The 15,578-nt window shown below is 56.8% G+C and carries 14 protein-coding genes; 3 read left to right on the top strand and 11 right to left on the bottom strand.

All coding sequences use genetic code 11. The features are described 5' to 3' along the window. Nucleotides 1-36 precede the first annotated feature (36 nt). From NXF97_RS03995 to tnpA, 4 genes are all read right to left on the bottom strand, one after another. The gene (locus NXF97_RS03995) at nt 37-603 is read right to left on the bottom strand and encodes a methylated-DNA--[protein]-cysteine S-methyltransferase (RefSeq protein ID WP_074009823.1); all 567 of its coding nucleotides are present in this window, start codon (nt 601-603) and stop codon (nt 37-39) included. Between the two features lie 200 nt (nt 604-803). Next, nucleotides 804-2,405 carry a transposase gene (locus tag NXF97_RS03990; RefSeq protein ID WP_274956542.1) on the bottom strand — a complete coding sequence of 534 codons (1,602 nt, stop codon included), beginning with the start codon at nt 2,403-2,405 and terminating at the stop codon, nt 804-806. Beyond that, entirely contained in the window at nt 2,402-3,463 is a 1,062-nt protein-coding gene (locus tag NXF97_RS03985; protein WP_274956541.1) for an RNA-guided endonuclease InsQ/TnpB family protein, read from the bottom strand. Before NXF97_RS03985 ends, NXF97_RS03990 begins: the two co-directional genes overlap by 4 nt. Nucleotides 3,464-3,572: 109 nt before the next feature. Beyond that, entirely contained in the window at nt 3,573-3,986 is a 414-nt protein-coding gene (gene tnpA, locus NXF97_RS03980) for an IS200/IS605 family transposase (RefSeq protein ID WP_074009392.1), read from the bottom strand. Nucleotides 3,987-4,070: 84 nt separating this feature from the next. Here tnpA and NXF97_RS03975 point away from each other — a divergent pair, with 84 nt between their 5' ends. Then, entirely contained in the window at nt 4,071-4,895 is an 825-nt protein-coding gene (locus tag NXF97_RS03975; RefSeq protein ID WP_274956540.1) for an alpha/beta hydrolase, read from the top strand. A 692-nt stretch (nt 4,896-5,587) separates the two neighbouring features. Here NXF97_RS03975 and ispH read toward each other — a convergent pair. Next, nucleotides 5,588-6,553 (bottom strand): 4-hydroxy-3-methylbut-2-enyl diphosphate reductase, encoded by a 966-nt coding sequence (gene ispH, locus NXF97_RS03970; protein WP_022372830.1) that lies wholly within the window; start codon nt 6,551-6,553, stop codon nt 5,588-5,590. Between the two features lie 284 nt (nt 6,554-6,837). Here ispH and rpmB point away from each other — a divergent pair, with 284 nt between their 5' ends. Next, entirely contained in the window at nt 6,838-7,071 is a 234-nt protein-coding gene (gene rpmB, locus NXF97_RS03965; protein ID WP_022372829.1) for a 50S ribosomal protein L28, read from the top strand. A gap of 19 nt (nt 7,072-7,090) precedes the next feature. Continuing rightward, on the top strand, nt 7,091-7,258 hold the full coding sequence (gene rpmG, locus NXF97_RS03960; protein ID WP_022372828.1) for a 50S ribosomal protein L33: 168 nt from the start codon (nt 7,091-7,093) through the stop codon (nt 7,256-7,258). Nucleotides 7,259-7,384: 126 nt separating this feature from the next. Here rpmG and NXF97_RS03955 read toward each other — a convergent pair whose 3' ends face one another. The 6 genes from NXF97_RS03955 to NXF97_RS03930 all read right to left on the bottom strand — a co-directional run bounded on the left by NXF97_RS03955 (nt 7,385) and on the right by NXF97_RS03930 (nt 15,559). After that, nucleotides 7,385-8,053: a hypothetical protein gene (locus tag NXF97_RS03955; RefSeq protein ID WP_274956539.1), complete on the bottom strand. Its 669-nt coding sequence runs from the start codon at nt 8,051-8,053 to the stop codon at nt 7,385-7,387. A 26-nt stretch (nt 8,054-8,079) separates the two neighbouring features. Beyond that, complete coding sequence (locus tag NXF97_RS03950; RefSeq protein ID WP_274956538.1) at nt 8,080-8,469, bottom strand: hypothetical protein; 390 nt, start codon at nt 8,467-8,469, stop codon at nt 8,080-8,082. A gap of 114 nt (nt 8,470-8,583) precedes the next feature. Beyond that, entirely contained in the window at nt 8,584-9,018 is a 435-nt protein-coding gene (locus NXF97_RS03945) for a universal stress protein (RefSeq protein WP_022372825.1), read from the bottom strand. Nucleotides 9,019-9,193: 175 nt separating this feature from the next. Next, the gene (locus NXF97_RS03940; RefSeq protein ID WP_274956537.1) at nt 9,194-12,337 is read right to left on the bottom strand and encodes an efflux RND transporter permease subunit; all 3,144 of its coding nucleotides are present in this window, start codon (nt 12,335-12,337) and stop codon (nt 9,194-9,196) included. A gap of 15 nt (nt 12,338-12,352) precedes the next feature. Continuing rightward, nucleotides 12,353-13,516 carry an efflux RND transporter periplasmic adaptor subunit gene (locus NXF97_RS03935; RefSeq protein WP_274956536.1) on the bottom strand — a complete coding sequence of 388 codons (1,164 nt, stop codon included), beginning with the start codon at nt 13,514-13,516 and terminating at the stop codon, nt 12,353-12,355. A gap of 246 nt (nt 13,517-13,762) precedes the next feature. Beyond that, entirely contained in the window at nt 13,763-15,559 is a 1,797-nt protein-coding gene (locus NXF97_RS03930; protein WP_274956535.1) for an aminopeptidase P family protein, read from the bottom strand. Between the last annotated feature and the right edge of the window lie 19 nt (nt 15,560-15,578).

Genomic DNA, 15,578 nt, shown 5'->3' with positions numbered 1-15,578 from the left:
TGTTCTCTCCTGCCGCAGAAAAACGGTTTTCCGCGATTATGCCGCGAAGGCGAGTTCGTGCAGTCTGAGCCAGGCGGCGATTTGTGAGAATTCTTGTTGTCCGAGCCAGGTTTTGGGGGCAAAAGTTGCGGGGTCGGTCACATCAAACCGTTTGATGTCGCCGGCAGCGGCCGCACGGTGGCAGGGAATCAAAAGCGGAAAGGGGTTTGAGGCCAATATCCGGCTCACCGCGGCCACGGCGCCCGGTCTGCCGCATTTGGCGGCAATTTCGGCATAGGAAAGAACGGTGCCCGGAGCGGTTTCACACAGCGTACGCAGCACCGAGCGGGAAAATTCCGGGAGGTTTGTGAGTCTGGGGAGCTCAAAAAGCCGGGCGACATCGTGCGCCGCGGCCGGTGCGGGTGCCGTGAGATAGCCCTCCAGCACGGCAAAAGCCCGGGCGATGACCTCGGGCGCTGCGTCCGGTGTTTCGCAGGGCGTGAAGTCAGGCTCAATCTGCCAGAGCGTGCCGAAGCATTCGGTGAGGATAAGGCTGCCCCAGGGGGCGGGCATGCGCCAGAGACTCCTTTCCGGGTCTTCGCCGTAAAGCGCAGTAAAAGACATGTGTGTTCCTTAATCCTTAGTTCCCGCCCAAAAGTTGTTACTACACATTTGGGCGGTCTTTAATTGGGTATTCCTTTGCAGGCTTGATCCCGAGAAGCTTGTAGATGTCGTTGTGTTCTTTGACCATCTCGGCTGGAATAACAGTCTGATCAAAGACTTTGGCCTTCTGAGTTCGCATGCGCGCGAGAATGCGGTCGAGGCTAAACAACCCGCGCTTGAAAGCGCGGGGTTTCCTGACACGGTGCAGGCTTTCCCGTAACAGGCAAGGTTTTTGAGGCCTTGTCTGCCCGGGCGTCCCCTGCACCACAGGAACATTTAAAACGCAACCGCTCTACGGGTACGGGCTTCATCAGCTCGATCCGTCGGTTCCGGCGAAGGACTGCTTCGTCTTGCCGATTCGCTGGTTTGTACTGCACTATCGATCCGGCGTTCCCTGAGACTTGTTTGTGCCTCGCAAGCGCTGATTGCTCAGCCTTCAGATCGTAGCTGTCAGTGGCGGGATCCGCAAAATACAGGTTCATGGCGGCCGCAAGGTCGCGGTCCATGTACCAGCCCGTATCTCCCAACTGGTGACTTCTCTCCCAAAGAGCCTTCTTACGGTACGTTCCCGTTTCGGGATCGTGCTGACTCGGGCGCAGTTTCCGGGGACTGACTTCCACCACACAACAGCCGGCGCTTTCAGCCTTACTTGTCATCCGGGTTATCAATCCTGCAATACCGCTTTTGCCCAAACTCTTGCCGTATCCGGCTCTCTGAAATGCTTTGTATGAGTTCTTCTCCACAATGACGGTGCCGGCCCGGCCGAACACCTGGTTAATCACTTCGCCGTGCAGGCAACGGCGGGTTTGCGCCTGGCGGCGGTACAGATCCGCAAGTTTTGCCTTTGTTGCCTTATAGGTCTTGGATTCCTTCCAGACAATCTTTTTTCCGGCGGCTTTAACGGTGCCGTCCGCGTTGTAGCACTCCCGATTCGTGTCTCTGCGGGAGCGGTCCATGGCACGTAAAAGACGCGCAATCTCCTTTTCCTGAGAGACAGTGCCCGCGCTCACCAAAATCTTCTGCTGCCACTCGGGGCTGTAAAAAGTCATGGTCCTCGGGCCCGGGTCAACAGCCACCTTGAGATCCTTGGGAGCATAAACGTGCTTGACGGGCGGTACGCCTTCGACAATGAGCTGAACAAAGTAGCGCATACGGCCGCGGATCATCCGCCGGACAAGACGGCAGTATTTGACACGCTTAAAACCGGACGGATCTGTTGCTGAAAGAAGAGCTTCTTTCTGCCAGGCATCCGGCGCTTCAGCCTTTATCACCAGATCCAGAACCTCGAGCGTCCACGTCTTGGCCTTCCAACGCAACCCTGTTTTGTTTGATTTTCCCTCAACGCTGTGCAAGCCCCGTTTAGCACTCTTAAACCGCGGCTGACCGCCCTGATGAAGCAGCCAGCGCTCAATGCCCTGCCAGACACGTGTGGCAATTTTCTGCGCTTCGTTGATGCCGATGCGCTTTGTAAAGCCGCCCTTGGCACGGTGCTCTTTCACGACATCATGCAGGGCATACTCGGAAAGGAGGGCGGACTTCTGAATTTCCTTAAACCGCTTGTTACGGTCTTTGCCCTTGGGCATCGCGGCCGTCAGCTTCCATGCTTCAGTGCTTTTCATGGCGCGCACGCGTTTCTTTGCTGTTCCAAGAACAGCATTGAAGAGCTGGCATGCATCGGAGAAGTAGGTCTCCAGTGCACTTTCCTGATCCTCTCCGGTTTTCAGGCCCAGCTCGATGACAAAGGACGGTGTGCGCGATTTCATAGCGGCTGAATATACCTTAAGCGAAAACTATGTGCATGGTTTGGCTGCGTTTGGGCCAAAATTAAAAAATTTCGAAAGCCCGCATTCCTCCCGGGGCTCAAGCCCCGGGCTTCCTGCGGGAAATTCTGTGAGCATGTCTGGCTTGTATAGCGCGGATCCAGGAAAACACACCGGATTCCAGCGGCTGCCGCTTTGTAAACAATCATCTCCTGCAACTCACGGAAAGACCAGCGGTGCAGTCGGCTTCTGATGCGTTTCCCGGCCTTGATGTGATCCCGGATATGCGTCAGGTCTTCCAGGGCGATTAACTTGATACCCCGCTTTGCGGCTTCCTGCACAATCTCTTTGCTTACAACGTTATTGACATGCGTCACATGGCGTCTTTCTCGGCCTGAGGCTTTTTTCAGGTGCTGTCTGGCACTCTGAGAGCCGTTGCGCTGAAGACGCTTTCTCTGACTCATATATCGGTCTCTTTTATCCTTTAATGCTCCTGCTTTCCAAATACGGCCCGTGCTGACGGCCGCAATATTGTTCTCGCCGACATCAATACCCATGATCTCGTCGGCTTTCAGATTCTTTAAATGCTCTTCGCCCGAACAACCTTGGGACTCCACAGCGATGTGAAGCTCCCAAAACGCTTCTTTCCGGCCTCTCCGGGGATGCAGAACAAGGTTGCACTCCTTACGCTTTCCAGAAGCCAGCAACTCTTTTTGAAAAGGTCCGGGGCACAGACGTGCCCGAATCCGACCGCTGATGGTTGAAATTGAAACAGTGCCGTCAGGGAAAAATGTCAGCGTGTTCTTGTCGACGTGAACCGAGGGGTGCCTGAACACCAGCGTCTTGAGCTTCTTGTCCTCACTTTTGAGCTGTGCCGGATGCTTGGCAAGCTCCGTCTTGTAGGCTGCCGACACCGAGCGGATGACGTTACAGGCATACTGGCTGCCGAGATCCGGAAATTTTGCCTTGATCTTGTCATAAACTGCGTGATGCAGCGTGAAACGCTGCCAAAGCCTCTTCGTGCGGTCCGCCGCTACTGTCGGAACTACAAAGTTACACACCTGCGCATAGAGTCTCTGCGTCGCTGCGAGCTTTTCGTGTGCTGCCGGATCGAGTAGTTCCAGCCGAACGCAGGCTGTGCGGACACACTTGCTGCTCCCTTCAACGCGCCTAACGCCGTCCGCGGATGTGTTCAGTCCTTTCGATGTAGCTTTTGATCGTTTCTGCACTGACACTGCCTGCTGTTCCGACGTAGTAAGAAGGCGACCAAAGATGGCCTGCCCAAAGTTCATTTTTGAGTTCCGGATGCCGCATCAGCAGCATCCTTGCACTGGCACCCTTCAATACTCTCACCGCGTCGGCAATGCTGACGGACGGCGGAAAACTGACAAACAGGTGCAGGTGATCCGGCTGAATTTCCAAAGAAAGTATCTCATACTTTCTTTCAGCGCATATGCTTTCAAGCAACTCACGCAGAGACTGCGCAACACCACCCCTGAGAACGGATTTCCTGTACTGGGGGCACCATACCATATGGTAAGCTGTCTGATAGACGCAGTTTCTGCTGTAAACGATGTTTAGCATAGTGCGTATGGTACCAATTTTTAAAATAAAAACAGCCGCGATTCCTCCCGCGTCTGAAGACGCGGGTTTCCTCGCGGAATTTCTATGAATGACAAAAGAATCCTCGCGGCCGCCGCCGTCTTAGCAATGGGCGGCATCTCGCAGGCTGCGGAGCCCGTCTGCACGATGACGCTCACGGCCGGTCCGCATGCCGGGGAGAACGGAAGGCCCGTCACAGTCTTTTACGTGACCGACGGCGCAAGGCTGGGCCCTGCGGTTTCCGGTATCTGCAGCCTGCTTTCGGGCACGAAGGGCGCCGCATCGACCTGTGCCGTTGCGGCCGTCGACGTGCCCGACCGCACCGCCTTCCTGACGCCCACGCGCTCGAGCATCGGCCGCAATGGTCGAGACACCGGAAAGCCCGCTCAGGGCGGGCGCGCCTCGGAACTCGTGGAATGCCTTGAGAAGACCGTGAAGCCCGAAGTTACCAAACGCTTTGAAGGAGAAACCTTGAGGCACGTCCTCATGGGCCACTCGTTCGGCGGACTCTTTGCGCTCCACACCATGGCGGAGCGCCCCGAGCTGTTTGATGCCTGGGTGGCGGCCGATCCGTCCCTCTGGTGGGACGGCGGCGTGCTCGTGAGAAGCCTGGAGGCAAAGCCCGGCTCGGGACGCCCCGGCGCATTCGTTTATGCGGGCTTCGGCACGGCTTTGAGAAAGGCGAGCGGCACGACGGCAAGCCAAAATCTTGCGTCCGAAAAGCGCTTTGAAGAGGCTTTAAGGTCCTTTTCGGGAACCGAAAGCGCGGTTCTCGTCGACGACTATCCGCGCGAAACACACGGGACGATTGCCGTGCCTGTCTTCCATGAGGCGATGAAGCATCTGATTTTGAGGTCGAAGAACGACGCAGGGACGAAACCGGCAAAGTGACGCTTGTCTCTCTGTAAATAAAAAAAACGCCGCAGGGATTATCGTTCCCGTGCGGCGTTTCTATTTGTGCGCTCGGCATGAGCGCGTTCTAATGGGTGAAAGTCCCGAGTGCAGGGGGTAGCACCAAGCACATAGCCAAGAGCAAGGGTGTCCTCCGCGAGGCGGGATCTGAAGGAAGCTGGAGGCAAACCACTGACCTGACGTACAGAAACTGCATAAGGCATTCGAAGATGGGTAAGTCTGCAAAACAAGATGAAGTCCGAAGCTACACGGAATCCGAGGTGTAGATGCAGCAGGTACATGGTGGGAAAGAACGCGTTCTTACCCGAGGAGGACTCACGGACTTCAATGCAACAGCATTGTCGGAGTAAAGCTTGCCGTGAGTAGTCAGCAACGGTCATAGTAAGCAGGGCAGTACCTGACGAAGGACCAAATTTATAGGAGTACGGTGCCGTAGACACAAAGTCGCATGGCGCAGAAAACATAAGAAACCTGTCTGAGTTTTGGTACCCACGGAATGGGAAGAGGAACTCAGGAGGGCGCAACGGCCGTGATGGACATGGAAAACACCGCACATACCGCGCCTGCTTTCACGGGGATCACACTTGAAGCGATACTGAGCACTGAAAACCTTACATCCCCATTAAAAACCGCCCAAATGTGTAGTAACAACATTTGGGCGGGAACTAAGGTTAATTCTTTTGTGAGCGCGCTTCATCAAGGTCGCTCTGCCACAGGCCCTTGGGCATGGGAAAGGCGACGTTTTCGTCCGCGGCCGCCGCAAGCGTTGTGACGCTTTGGGCACCGAACTCTTTCTGAATCATTTCCACAACCCCCTGAACCAGGGCTTCGGGCGCGGAGGCTCCGGCGGTGATGCCGACTTTTTCAACGCCGGTAAGCCAGGCGCGGTCAATGTGTTCGGCACTGTCAACGAGGTAGGCCTTCACGCCGCACCGTTCACTCACCTCACGCAGGCGTGTGGAGTTCGAACTCGTGGTCGATCCGATCACAAGCACAAGGTCCACGCGGGCGGCAAGCGCCTTTACCGCATCCTGACGGTTTTGCGTGGCGTAGCAGACATCGGCTTTTTTGGGTTCTGCGATGCCGGGGAACTTTTGCTTGAGCGCATCAATCACATCGCGGGCGTCATCCACGGAAATCGTGGTCTGCGTGACATAAGAAAGGGTGGAGGGGTCAAGTGTTGCCGGAAGGTTTTTCACTTCCGCCGGGCTTTGCACGAGCGTGATGCCGTCCTTGACCTGCCCCATCGTGCCCTCGACTTCCGGGTGCCCGGCGTGACCGATCATGATGATGCGGCGGTTTTGCTGCCTCATGCGGATCACTTCGCGGTGAACCTTCGTGACAAGGGGGCAGGTGGCGTCAAAAATCCGGAAGCCCCGTTTTTCCGCTTCCTGCTGCACCGCAACCGGTACGCCGTGCGCGGAAAAAATAAGGGTGGCGCCGTCAGGCACATCACTTAAATCTTCCACAAAGACCGCACCCTGTTCCCGGAGCCGCTCCACCACGGTTTTGTTGTGAACGATCTCGTGACGCACGTAAATGGGAGGGCCGTAGACGGCAAGCGCACGTTCGACAATCGCAATCGCGCGGGTGACGCCCGCACAAAAACCGCGGGGCTGGGCAAGAATGATCTGCATGGCAGTGGCTGCTCTGTAAATTTGAGTGTTGGCGAAAGTGTAGAAGAAAAACGCCGGCGGCTCACAAACGCACAGGCGCGCGACAGTGTAGAATGCGCCCTTCGCGGTGAGGGCGCACTATGCAAATGGAGCGCCCGCGGCGGGCTTCTCTTCTGCCTGAGAAATCAGAGGTTTGGCAGAGGAGGATTTTTGTCGTATAATCATCGTCTTTCAGTTTTCGCGCTCACGCCCGGATATCGGCGAGGCGTGAAGCGTTTTTAATCAACTTTTTACGGGAGTTAGCGATGGCACGAGTGTGTCAAGTCACCGGCAAGGCGCCGATGGTCGGCCATCAAGTCTCGCACGCGAACAACAAGACCAAGCGTCGTTTCATGCCGAACCTGCAGTATCGTCGTTTCTGGGTCGAAAGTGAAAACCGTTGGGTCCGCCTGCGTTTGACGACGGCTGGTCTTCGCACTGTCGACAAGATCGGTATTGATGCGGTTCTCGCGGATCTGCGCGCCCGCGGCGAAATCTAACCTGACAGGAGATTGAACCATGGCAAAGGGTGCACGCGAAAAAATTAAGATGGAATCGTCCGCAGGGACGGGTTACTTCGTCACTACGACGAAGAACAAGAAGACCTCCACGGGTAAGCTCGAACGCAACATGTTCGATCCGGTTGCCCGCAAGCACGTCCTCTTCAAGGAAACGAAGCTTCGTTAATCCTTGCTGTATCCCAGCGCTGTGCGAGCGCTGACGATCCCGAAAACCGGCTGCTGAGTGATGCCTCAGCAGTCGGTTTTTTCGTTGTCGGGAAAAAACGGCGGCCCAAAGGCCGTATTAGTCGGATTATTTTCTGCGGGGAAGACCGAAGTAGCCCTTAAACGGCCAAAGACGCCGCCAGCGGTTGATCCGGGTGAGTTCGGCTTCGCGTTTTTCGCCCATCGCATCGGGCTGAAAAATCTTCCACTTTTTGTAGGCTCCGCTCATGTCAAGTGCTTCGAGCGATTTTTTGAGCCACACGGGCATGCCGGCAGTGGCAAGCGCTGACTGAAAGTCAATGACGGCAGGGGTTTTATCAGGCCGCATCAGCACGTTGCCGTTACTGCGGATGTCCAGATGCACGATTCCGGCGCGGTGCATGTTTTTGATGAGTTCTTCCAGGCAGATCAGAAAGGCCGGGGTGACTTCCTCACGGGGAAGCTCGGCAAGGGTTTTGCCAGGAATAAAGGCAAGCGCCACGGCGTTTTCATCGAGTCTGAAGGCTTCTGCAGCAAAGCCGTCGATGTCGGCCACATAATGCGCGGCCTTGAGTTCGCGTGCCAAAAGAAAGCGCCCGAAGGGACGCACGAAGAAGGGGCGCGTTGAAAAGTCTTTGACCGTCCAGGTACGCCCGGCGAGGGTAACCCGCGTGACGACGGCGTTAAAAAGCCGTCCGTCACGCAGCAGAACTTTTTCGGCTTTTTCAAAGTCAGCCCGGGTAAAGGGCTGACCGGGAAAAGCGTCCTTTATCGTCACAGCCGAAAAGTCTCATAAGGAAAATATCAGGGCATCTGAATGCCGCCCGTGCCGGCGGCCGGCGGGACGCCGAAGCCGGGGGTGCCGGGGGTGACGATCTTGCTTGCCGCCTCACGTCGAAGCTGCTGCATTTTTTCAATCGTCTCCTGCACACCCTTTTTGGCGGCTTCCCCGTAAAGCTTCACGGCTTCTTCAAGGTTTGCAGCCTTGATTTCAAAAGAAATCGGCAGCGGTCCCATCTGCGTCATGATCTGCACTTCACCGGTGAAAATGCAGGCGCGGGCCGGGTCCTTCTCTCCCTGAGCCGTCACCGGCGTCAACACATGAATGACGCCCATCTTGCGGTCCGTGATCATTTCCTCACGGTAAAGATTGGCTGCGTCCATTTCGACTTTCAGATCATCACCGAATGCCATTTTTGTGAATTCCTGTCGTTAAAAAATTCGGGTAAACAAAACGCCGCGCGAAAAGAGAGTTCCTTCCGCCGGCGCTTTTTTAAGTGCGTATGCGATTGTCGCAGAAAACCGCGGTTAACGGTAGACCATCACAGGGACTTTCGAATGCGTGAGCACCTTCTGGGTTTCACTGCCCAGAAGGACTGCGGCAATGCCCTTGCGGCCGTGGCTGGCCATAAACACGCAGTCGCAGCCCTTTTCGGAACACGCGTCCATAATGGCTTCCGCCGGCGAAAAAGACTTCACCGAAAGCGTCTGCACTTTGATGCCTTTTTCTTCAAGAATGGCGCGGGCTTCGGCAAGGCGCTCTTCAGCGACCGTGCGCACGCGTTCATCGTAGTCATCGATCGATTCCGGGCGGTATTCGCTCAGAGACGTGTAGCTGTAGGGTTCGATCACGGTGATGAGCACCACTTCAGAGTGCATGGCCTCTGCAAAGGAAGCCGCACCGCGGACCGCATCAAGAGAAAGTTCCGAGCCGTCGGTCGGCACCAGGAGACGCTTGTACATAAAAACTGTTCCCTGTTTTTTGTAATTTCAAGACGCAATGATTCTATGCCAAAAATGCGGTGCGCGAAACAAGTACGGAAACACTCTTTGCCAGCGTCTTAGTCTGCGCCTTGGCGGTTTACCAAAAAAAGGCGGCATGGGTTTGTCCGTGCCGCTGGGATCATGGACCGTGGCCTCAGAAAAGCGGTTTCTTCGGCTCGTTTTCCATGTGCGAGACCGTTTCAGGAGCCTTCTTACGCTTGACAAACCAGGTGAAAAAGACCGGCACGAAGATAGTCGCGATAAAGGTCGCGGCAATCATGCCGCCGAAAACACCCGTCCCCATGGAGTGACGGGCCCCGGCACCTGCGCCCGTGGCAAATACAAGCGGGACGATACCCATCACAAACGCGAGCGACGTCATCAGAATCGGCCGCAGTCTCAAGCCCGCCGCTTCAATTGCGGCATCAAAGGGGCTTAACCCCTCGTGCATTTTCTGTGCGGCAAATTCCACGATCAAAATGGCGTTTTTGGCTGAAAGTCCGATCAACACCAGCAGCCCGATCTGAAAGTAGATGTCGTTGGAAAAACCGCGGATCCACAGCGAAACGAGGGCCCCGAGCACGGCAAAGGGAACCGCAAGCACCACGGCAATCGGCAGCGACCAGCGCTCGTAGAGAGCCGCCAGAATCAGAAACACGATGATCATGCCGAAGATAAACGCGGTCGTGGAAGACGCGCCGATCCGTTTTTCCTGCCAGGCCTGGCCCGTCCACTCAACGGCGTAGCCCTCGGGAAGGTATTCCTGCGCGGTTTCTTCAACGATCCGGATGGCTTCGCCGGAACTCACCCCCTGAACGGCCGAGCCCACAAACTGCGCTGCGAGATACCCGTTCATACGCGCAAGGCTCTCGGGGCCCGAGGTGCGCTTAACCGTGAGAACGGCAGACAGGGGCACCATTTCACCGGTGGTGTCGGAGCGCACCCAAACCTTGCCGAGATCTTCGGGGGTGAGGCGGTAGCGGTCTTCGCCCTGCATGATCACGCGGTAGATGCGGCCGTTACGGGTGTAATTGTTGATGTAGGAACCGGCAAAAAACGCCGTGAGCGTCGAATAGACGTTGTCTGAGGTAATCCCGAGCTGCGAGGCCTTCACGTCATCAAGATCGACCTGAATAAGGGGCGACTCTGCGCGCACGAAGTGCCTGAGGTCGGTGAGTTCCGGGCGTTCTGCAAGACGCGCGAGGAAATCCTCGGTGACGCGCTGCAGCATCAGAGCGTCGTCGCTTCCGCGGGACTGGATGTAGCCTGAAAAGCCGCTTGAGGAACCCAAGCCCCGGATCGGAGCTGGAAGCGAGGCCACCGTCACCGATTCTTTGCTTGTGGCACCGATTATTCTGAGTTTGGCGAGTACTTCGTCGGCCGATATCGTACGGTCGTTCCAGTTTTTGAGCTTAATGATGAAGGTGGCTGCGTTAGGGCGGATGTCGCCGCCCTGCGTGTCAAAGCCGGTCATCACAAGCACTGTGTCAAGGCCGGGGAGCTCTGCCTGAATCTTTTGCCGCATGGCGTCACTTTCGGCACGTGTGCGGGCAAAGGACGCACCTTCCGGAAGCGTCATCGTCATGCGCAGAATCCCTTGGTCTTCGCTCGGGACAAAGCTCGTGGGCGTGCGTTCGATCATCTGCCAGCAGGCAACGGTCACCGCTATTAAAACGACGGCCGCGATGCTTCGCCAGTGAAGAGCCCACTTCACGCACTGCAGGTAGCCGAAAGTGAGCTTGGAGAGGCCCTTATTAAAAGCCGTGAAAAAGCGTCCTTTTTTCGGTTCTTCTTTTTTGAGAATGACGGCGCAAAGCGCGGGGGTAAGGGTGAGCGCCACAAAGCCTGAAATCGCGACCGACACCGCAACCGTCACGGCAAACTGCTTGTAGAGTTCCCCTGCCATGCCGCCCAAAAAGGCGACCGGCACAAAGACCGCGCACAGTACGAGCACAATGGCAACAAGAGCAGAGGCCACTTCCCGCATGGCTTTCTGTGCGGCTTCAAAGGGGCCGAGTCCTTCGTGCGTCATCAGGCGCTCAACGTTTTCCAGCACCACAATGGCGTCATCGACCACAATGCCGATGGAAAGCGTCATGGCAAAAAGCGTGAGCGTATTCAGAGAAAACCCGAAAAGCCAGAGACCTGCCATGGTGCCGATCAGAGACACCGGAACCGCAAGCATGGGAATAAGGGTGGCACGCCAGTTCTGCAGGAAGAGAAAGACCACAAGCAGCACGAGAATACCGGCTTCAATGAGGGTCTTAAAAACTTCGGTGAGCGAAGCCTGTACAAAGACCGTCGTGTCATCGGTGATCTGGTGCTCGACTTTACCGGCCGGATACTGTTTTTCCAGACGCGCAAGTTCCGCCTTCACTTCCTTGGCCGCTGCCATGGCGTTGGCGCCGGACTGCAGGTAAACGCCCACGGTGATGGAGGGCTTACCCTGAAAGACGTTTAAGAATTCGTAGCTTCTTTTGCCGACCTCGGTCACCGCCACATCGCGCAGACGCACGATATGGCCGTTTTCGTCCGCCCTTAAGACAATGCCCCCGAACTCCTCAGGCGTTAAAAGCTGACCGTGGGTGCGGGTGGTGTAAAAGAGTTTCTGGTCGGCGGGCGTGGGCGCCGTACCGATACGGCCTGCGCCGCGTTCCTGGTTTTTGTCGGTGACGGCTTTGTCAATATCCTCCGGCGTCACCTTCATCTTGGCCATTCTTAAGGGGTCCATCCAGATACGCATGGCGCTCTGGGTGTTGCCGAAGACGGAGACGTCACCGATCCCGGGCAGACGCTTAAGGTAATCCACTACGTTTAAAAGCGCGTAGTCAGCCAATTGAGTCGGGGTCATGGAACCGTCGGGCGAGGTAAAGACCACTGTCATCAGCGACTCGTTGGAGCGCTTTCTGACGTTTACGCCGTTTTGTCGGACGGCGTCCGGAAGACTGCGTTCGGCACTTCGCACGCGGTTGTTGATTTCGAGCATCGCGTCATTGGGGTCGGTGCCCACGTCAAAGACGCACTGAATGCGCACGTCGCCGTTGGCGCGGATCGAGGTCGTGTAGTAGATGAGGCCTTCGATGCCGGAGAGCTGATTTTCGATGGGTGCCGCAACCGTTCGGGCGAGGGCCTGGGCGTTGGCGCCTTCGTAGGAAGTTGAAACCATCACCGAGGGCGGCGTGATGTTGGGGTACTGCGACACGGGCAGCACCTGCAGGGACACGAGCCCGGCAAGCACGATGAGGATGGATAAAACCGCGGCAAAAATCGGGCGGCGGATGCAGAACTGACTCAGCATTGCATCACTCCTTCATCAGAGCTTATCGATGTCGGAATGGTCGATCCGGATGCCGTAAGGAATCTTCGCTTCGGTCCTTACGGGGTGGGTGACGGTCGCTTTGACGGGACTGCCTTCCTTGATGCGCTGCAGGTTGTCAAGAATCACTTCGTCTCCGGCTTTGAGTCCCGTGAGGACAATCCAGTCGGTTTCCTTCCAGGTGCCCACCGTGACGTCACGGGAAAGGGCTTTGCCGTTGACGTTCACGTAGACGCGGTAGGTGCCGTCGGGGCGCTGCAGCACGGCCTGCTGCGGAATCCGAAAAACGTTTTTGAGTTTCTCGCGCTCAAGCTGCACATGTACGTACTGACCGGGCAGTACATCGGTTTTGGAAAGAATCCTCGCGCGCAGCGTGCGGGTTGCCGTCTCAGAATTGATTTCACGGCTCACGTAGTCAAGATTTCCTTCGATTTCTTTTCCGTAGGGATCAAAAAGACGCACGGGGTTATTAAGCGTAATGCGGCTTTGCTCGATGTCGCGCTCTGAAAGCGTAAAGGTGACCCTGAGTCTTTCGGGCTGCGAAAGGGTCGCAAGCTGCGTGGTGCCCGACGTGACAAGCGCGCCGAGGTTGACGAGCGAGCGGCCTGCCGTGCCGTCTGAAGGTGCCGTCACCGTGGTATAGGCAAGATTAATCTCGGCGTCTTTCTGAGCGGCTTTGGCCTGTCTCAACGACGCACGGGCAATGTCCGCGGCGCTTGCCGCATCATCGTACTCTTTGCGGCTTACGGCCTTGGCGGCCCAAAGCTGCGCATACCGCCGGGCTTCACGGTCGGCCTGCTTAAGTTCAGAGCTGCGCTGCCGGACGGTGGCTTTGGCTGACTCCAGGGCTGCGATGTAGGGATCCTGGTCAATCACAAAAAGGACCTGTCCTTTTTTGACGGATTCACCTTCCCTGTAGCCGATTTTTTCCAGAGTCCCGGTGACCTGCGCCTGAATACTGATTTCCTCGGCGCCTTCCGCGCGCCCGAGCGACTCAAGCCAGAGCGATTCTTCCGAGGGCTGCGCTGAGAGCACGGTCACCTCAAGCGGCGCCACCGTTTTGACGGCCGGTTTTTTATCCGTACAGCCGGCAAGTAAAAGAAGACCGGCACCAACGGCAACAAGGGTTGAACGCAGGGGCAGAGACACAGTTAACGGCATGGCGTTGTCGGATTTAAGGCGCACGGCATCCTTTGGGTAAGGTTCTCGTGCACGAAAGGTGTTTCAAAAATTCACAATAACGAAAGAGTTTAAGGCGTAGGGCGTTTTCCTGCTTTTAACCCGCGGAAAGCTTTACGTTTCTTAACGCGCGTTTGACGGCTGAATCCGGTTCCGAAATTGAGAAAGTCTGAAGCCGGTTAACGAAAGACGCCCGTTGCCGGGCGTCTTGGGTTTCTGAAGCTTTTTTCAAATGATGTCGGTTGCCCGCATGAGCCACTTGTGGGCTCTCGGAGAGACGCGGTTTTCCAGAACCTCACGCACACGGCGGTGATAGTCATTCACCCACCAGATCTCGTAGGGCGTCATCATCGCCGTTTTCACGAGCCGGTAGTCAATGGGGCAAAGCGTCAGGGTTTCAAAGTGAAGAAAGGCCTGCATTTCATCGGCTTCGGGGTCGGCGGCCACAGGGGTCACCAGGTTTTCCGTGCGGATCCCCCAGAGTCCCGGACGGTAAAGTCCCGGTTCGTTGGAAAGCACCAGGCCCGGCACCACGCGGGCTTCCGGTGACTGCGGTGCCCGGGGGCTGATGTGAACGGGCCCCTCGTGAACGGAAAGCACAAAACCCACGCCGTGACCGGTGCCGTGACCGTAATCTGCGCCGATTTCCCAGATCGGGGCCCGCGCGAGCGTGTCGAGCTGGCTGCCGTAGGCGCCCAGCGGAAAGCGGGCCGTTGCCAGCGCAATATGGCCTCTTAAGACCGCGGTAAAGTCGCGCTTCATCGCGTCGGTGGGCCTGCCCCAGATGACGGTACGGGTGACGTCGGTGGTGCCGCCTTCAAACTGTCCGCCGCTGTCGACTAAAAGCAGCGACTCTCCGGTGAGTTTTGCCGCAGAGCCTGCCTTCGGGGTGTAGTGCGGCTGCGCGGCGTTGGCGCCGTAAGCGGCAATCGTCGTAAAGCTCTCATCGAAAAAGCCCGGGATCTTCGCACGCGCTTCGTGCAGAAAGTCGCTTACATCTGTTTCCGTGATGTCCTTGTGCGTTTCATCGCACTCGGCCACCCACGCAAAGAGTTCGCACAGCGCCACGCCGTCGGCGGTCATTGTTTCTCTGAGCGAAGTGAGTTCCGCTTGCGTCTTGCGGCTTTTCATGACCGTGGTGGGCTGCATGCGGTCAAGCACAACGACGTCGTCAGCGGTTGTCAGCAGCGCCGCGGCTCTGGCGTTGGTGCGCTTTAAATCGCAGAGAACGGTGCCCCTGAGCGCCTTTAATGCCGCGTCGGCCGTTTCGTAGGGCTTTACGGTGATGCCCGCGGCTTTGATCAGCTCGGCGCTTTCCTTTGTCACCTTGCAGGTATCAATAAAGAGTTCGGCTCTGTCAGCCGTCAAAAGGAAATAGGCGATGAAAACAGGGGTGTGAAGGACGTCACTGCCTCTGAGATTGGTGATCCAGGCGATATCGTCAAGCGTGGAAAGAAAGAGCGCATCGGCCTTACGCTCAGAAAGCTCCGTGCGCACGTCCGCGATTTTTTCGGCAGCCGGTTTCTGAGCTGTTGTAAACGGCCGAACGGGAGCTTCAGAACGCCCGGGGCGGTCCGTCCAGAGCTTATCGATAAGATTGCCCGTATCAACGACGCCGATGCCGCGGTGAGAGACCGTGTTTTCAAGAAGCCTGAGGCGTTCAGCCGATACCGTGCTGCAGTCAAGTCCGACAGAGGCATTCTCCGGCAGGTTTTCTGCCAGCCACACGCGCACGTCCGGCACATCAGCCACACCGCTTTTCATCACGGTGATGCCGGTCGCTTCGGTTTCTTTGGTGGCCTGCTCCCAGTAGCGGCTGTCGGTCCACAGAAGTGCTTTTTCTGCGGTGACAACCAGCGTTCCGGCTGAGCCCGTAAAGCCGGTGAGCCAGCGGCGGAAAGCCCAGTTTTCCGGAAGGTACTCGCTCATGTGCGGGTCCCCCGTGGGGACAAGCAGCGCTTCAAGCCGTGCTTTTTTCAGTACTTTACGCACGGCACTGATGCGTTTTTCAATCGTTGTGGTCATAGAAATTTGTCTTTTGTCT

Source organism: Duodenibacillus massiliensis (genome assembly GCF_928721995.1).
Taxonomy (GTDB): Bacteria; Pseudomonadota; Gammaproteobacteria; order Burkholderiales; family Burkholderiaceae_F; genus Duodenibacillus; species Duodenibacillus massiliensis.
The sequence above is the reverse complement of the archived record's forward strand: the minus strand, read 5'-3'. Positions and strand labels throughout refer to the sequence as shown.

What these genes read in the sequence shown, in the direction of transcription:
- NXF97_RS03995 (WP_074009823.1), bottom strand. Translation starts at nt 603, where the DNA reads ATGTCTTTTACTGCGCTTTACGGCGAAGACCCGGAAAGGAGTCTCTGG.
- NXF97_RS03990 (WP_274956542.1), bottom strand. Translation starts at nt 2,405, where the DNA reads ATGAAATCGCGCACACCGTCCTTTGTCATCGAGCTGGGCCTGAAAACC.
- tnpA (WP_074009392.1), bottom strand. Translation starts at nt 3,986, where the DNA reads ATGCTAAACATCGTTTACAGCAGAAACTGCGTCTATCAGACAGCTTAC.
- NXF97_RS03975 (WP_274956540.1), top strand. Translation starts at nt 4,071, where the DNA reads ATGAATGACAAAAGAATCCTCGCGGCCGCCGCCGTCTTAGCAATGGGC.
- ispH (WP_022372830.1), bottom strand. Translation starts at nt 6,553, where the DNA reads ATGCAGATCATTCTTGCCCAGCCCCGCGGTTTTTGTGCGGGCGTCACC.
- rpmB (WP_022372829.1), top strand. Translation starts at nt 6,838, where the DNA reads ATGGCACGAGTGTGTCAAGTCACCGGCAAGGCGCCGATGGTCGGCCAT.
- rpmG (WP_022372828.1), top strand. Translation starts at nt 7,091, where the DNA reads ATGGCAAAGGGTGCACGCGAAAAAATTAAGATGGAATCGTCCGCAGGG.
- NXF97_RS03950 (WP_274956538.1), bottom strand. Translation starts at nt 8,469, where the DNA reads ATGGCATTCGGTGATGATCTGAAAGTCGAAATGGACGCAGCCAATCTT.
- NXF97_RS03945 (WP_022372825.1), bottom strand. Translation starts at nt 9,018, where the DNA reads ATGTACAAGCGTCTCCTGGTGCCGACCGACGGCTCGGAACTTTCTCTT.
- NXF97_RS03940 (WP_274956537.1), bottom strand. Translation starts at nt 12,337, where the DNA reads ATGCTGAGTCAGTTCTGCATCCGCCGCCCGATTTTTGCCGCGGTTTTA.
- NXF97_RS03935 (WP_274956536.1), bottom strand. Translation starts at nt 13,516, where the DNA reads ATGCCGTTAACTGTGTCTCTGCCCCTGCGTTCAACCCTTGTTGCCGTT.
- NXF97_RS03930 (WP_274956535.1), bottom strand. Translation starts at nt 15,559, where the DNA reads ATGACCACAACGATTGAAAAACGCATCAGTGCCGTGCGTAAAGTACTG.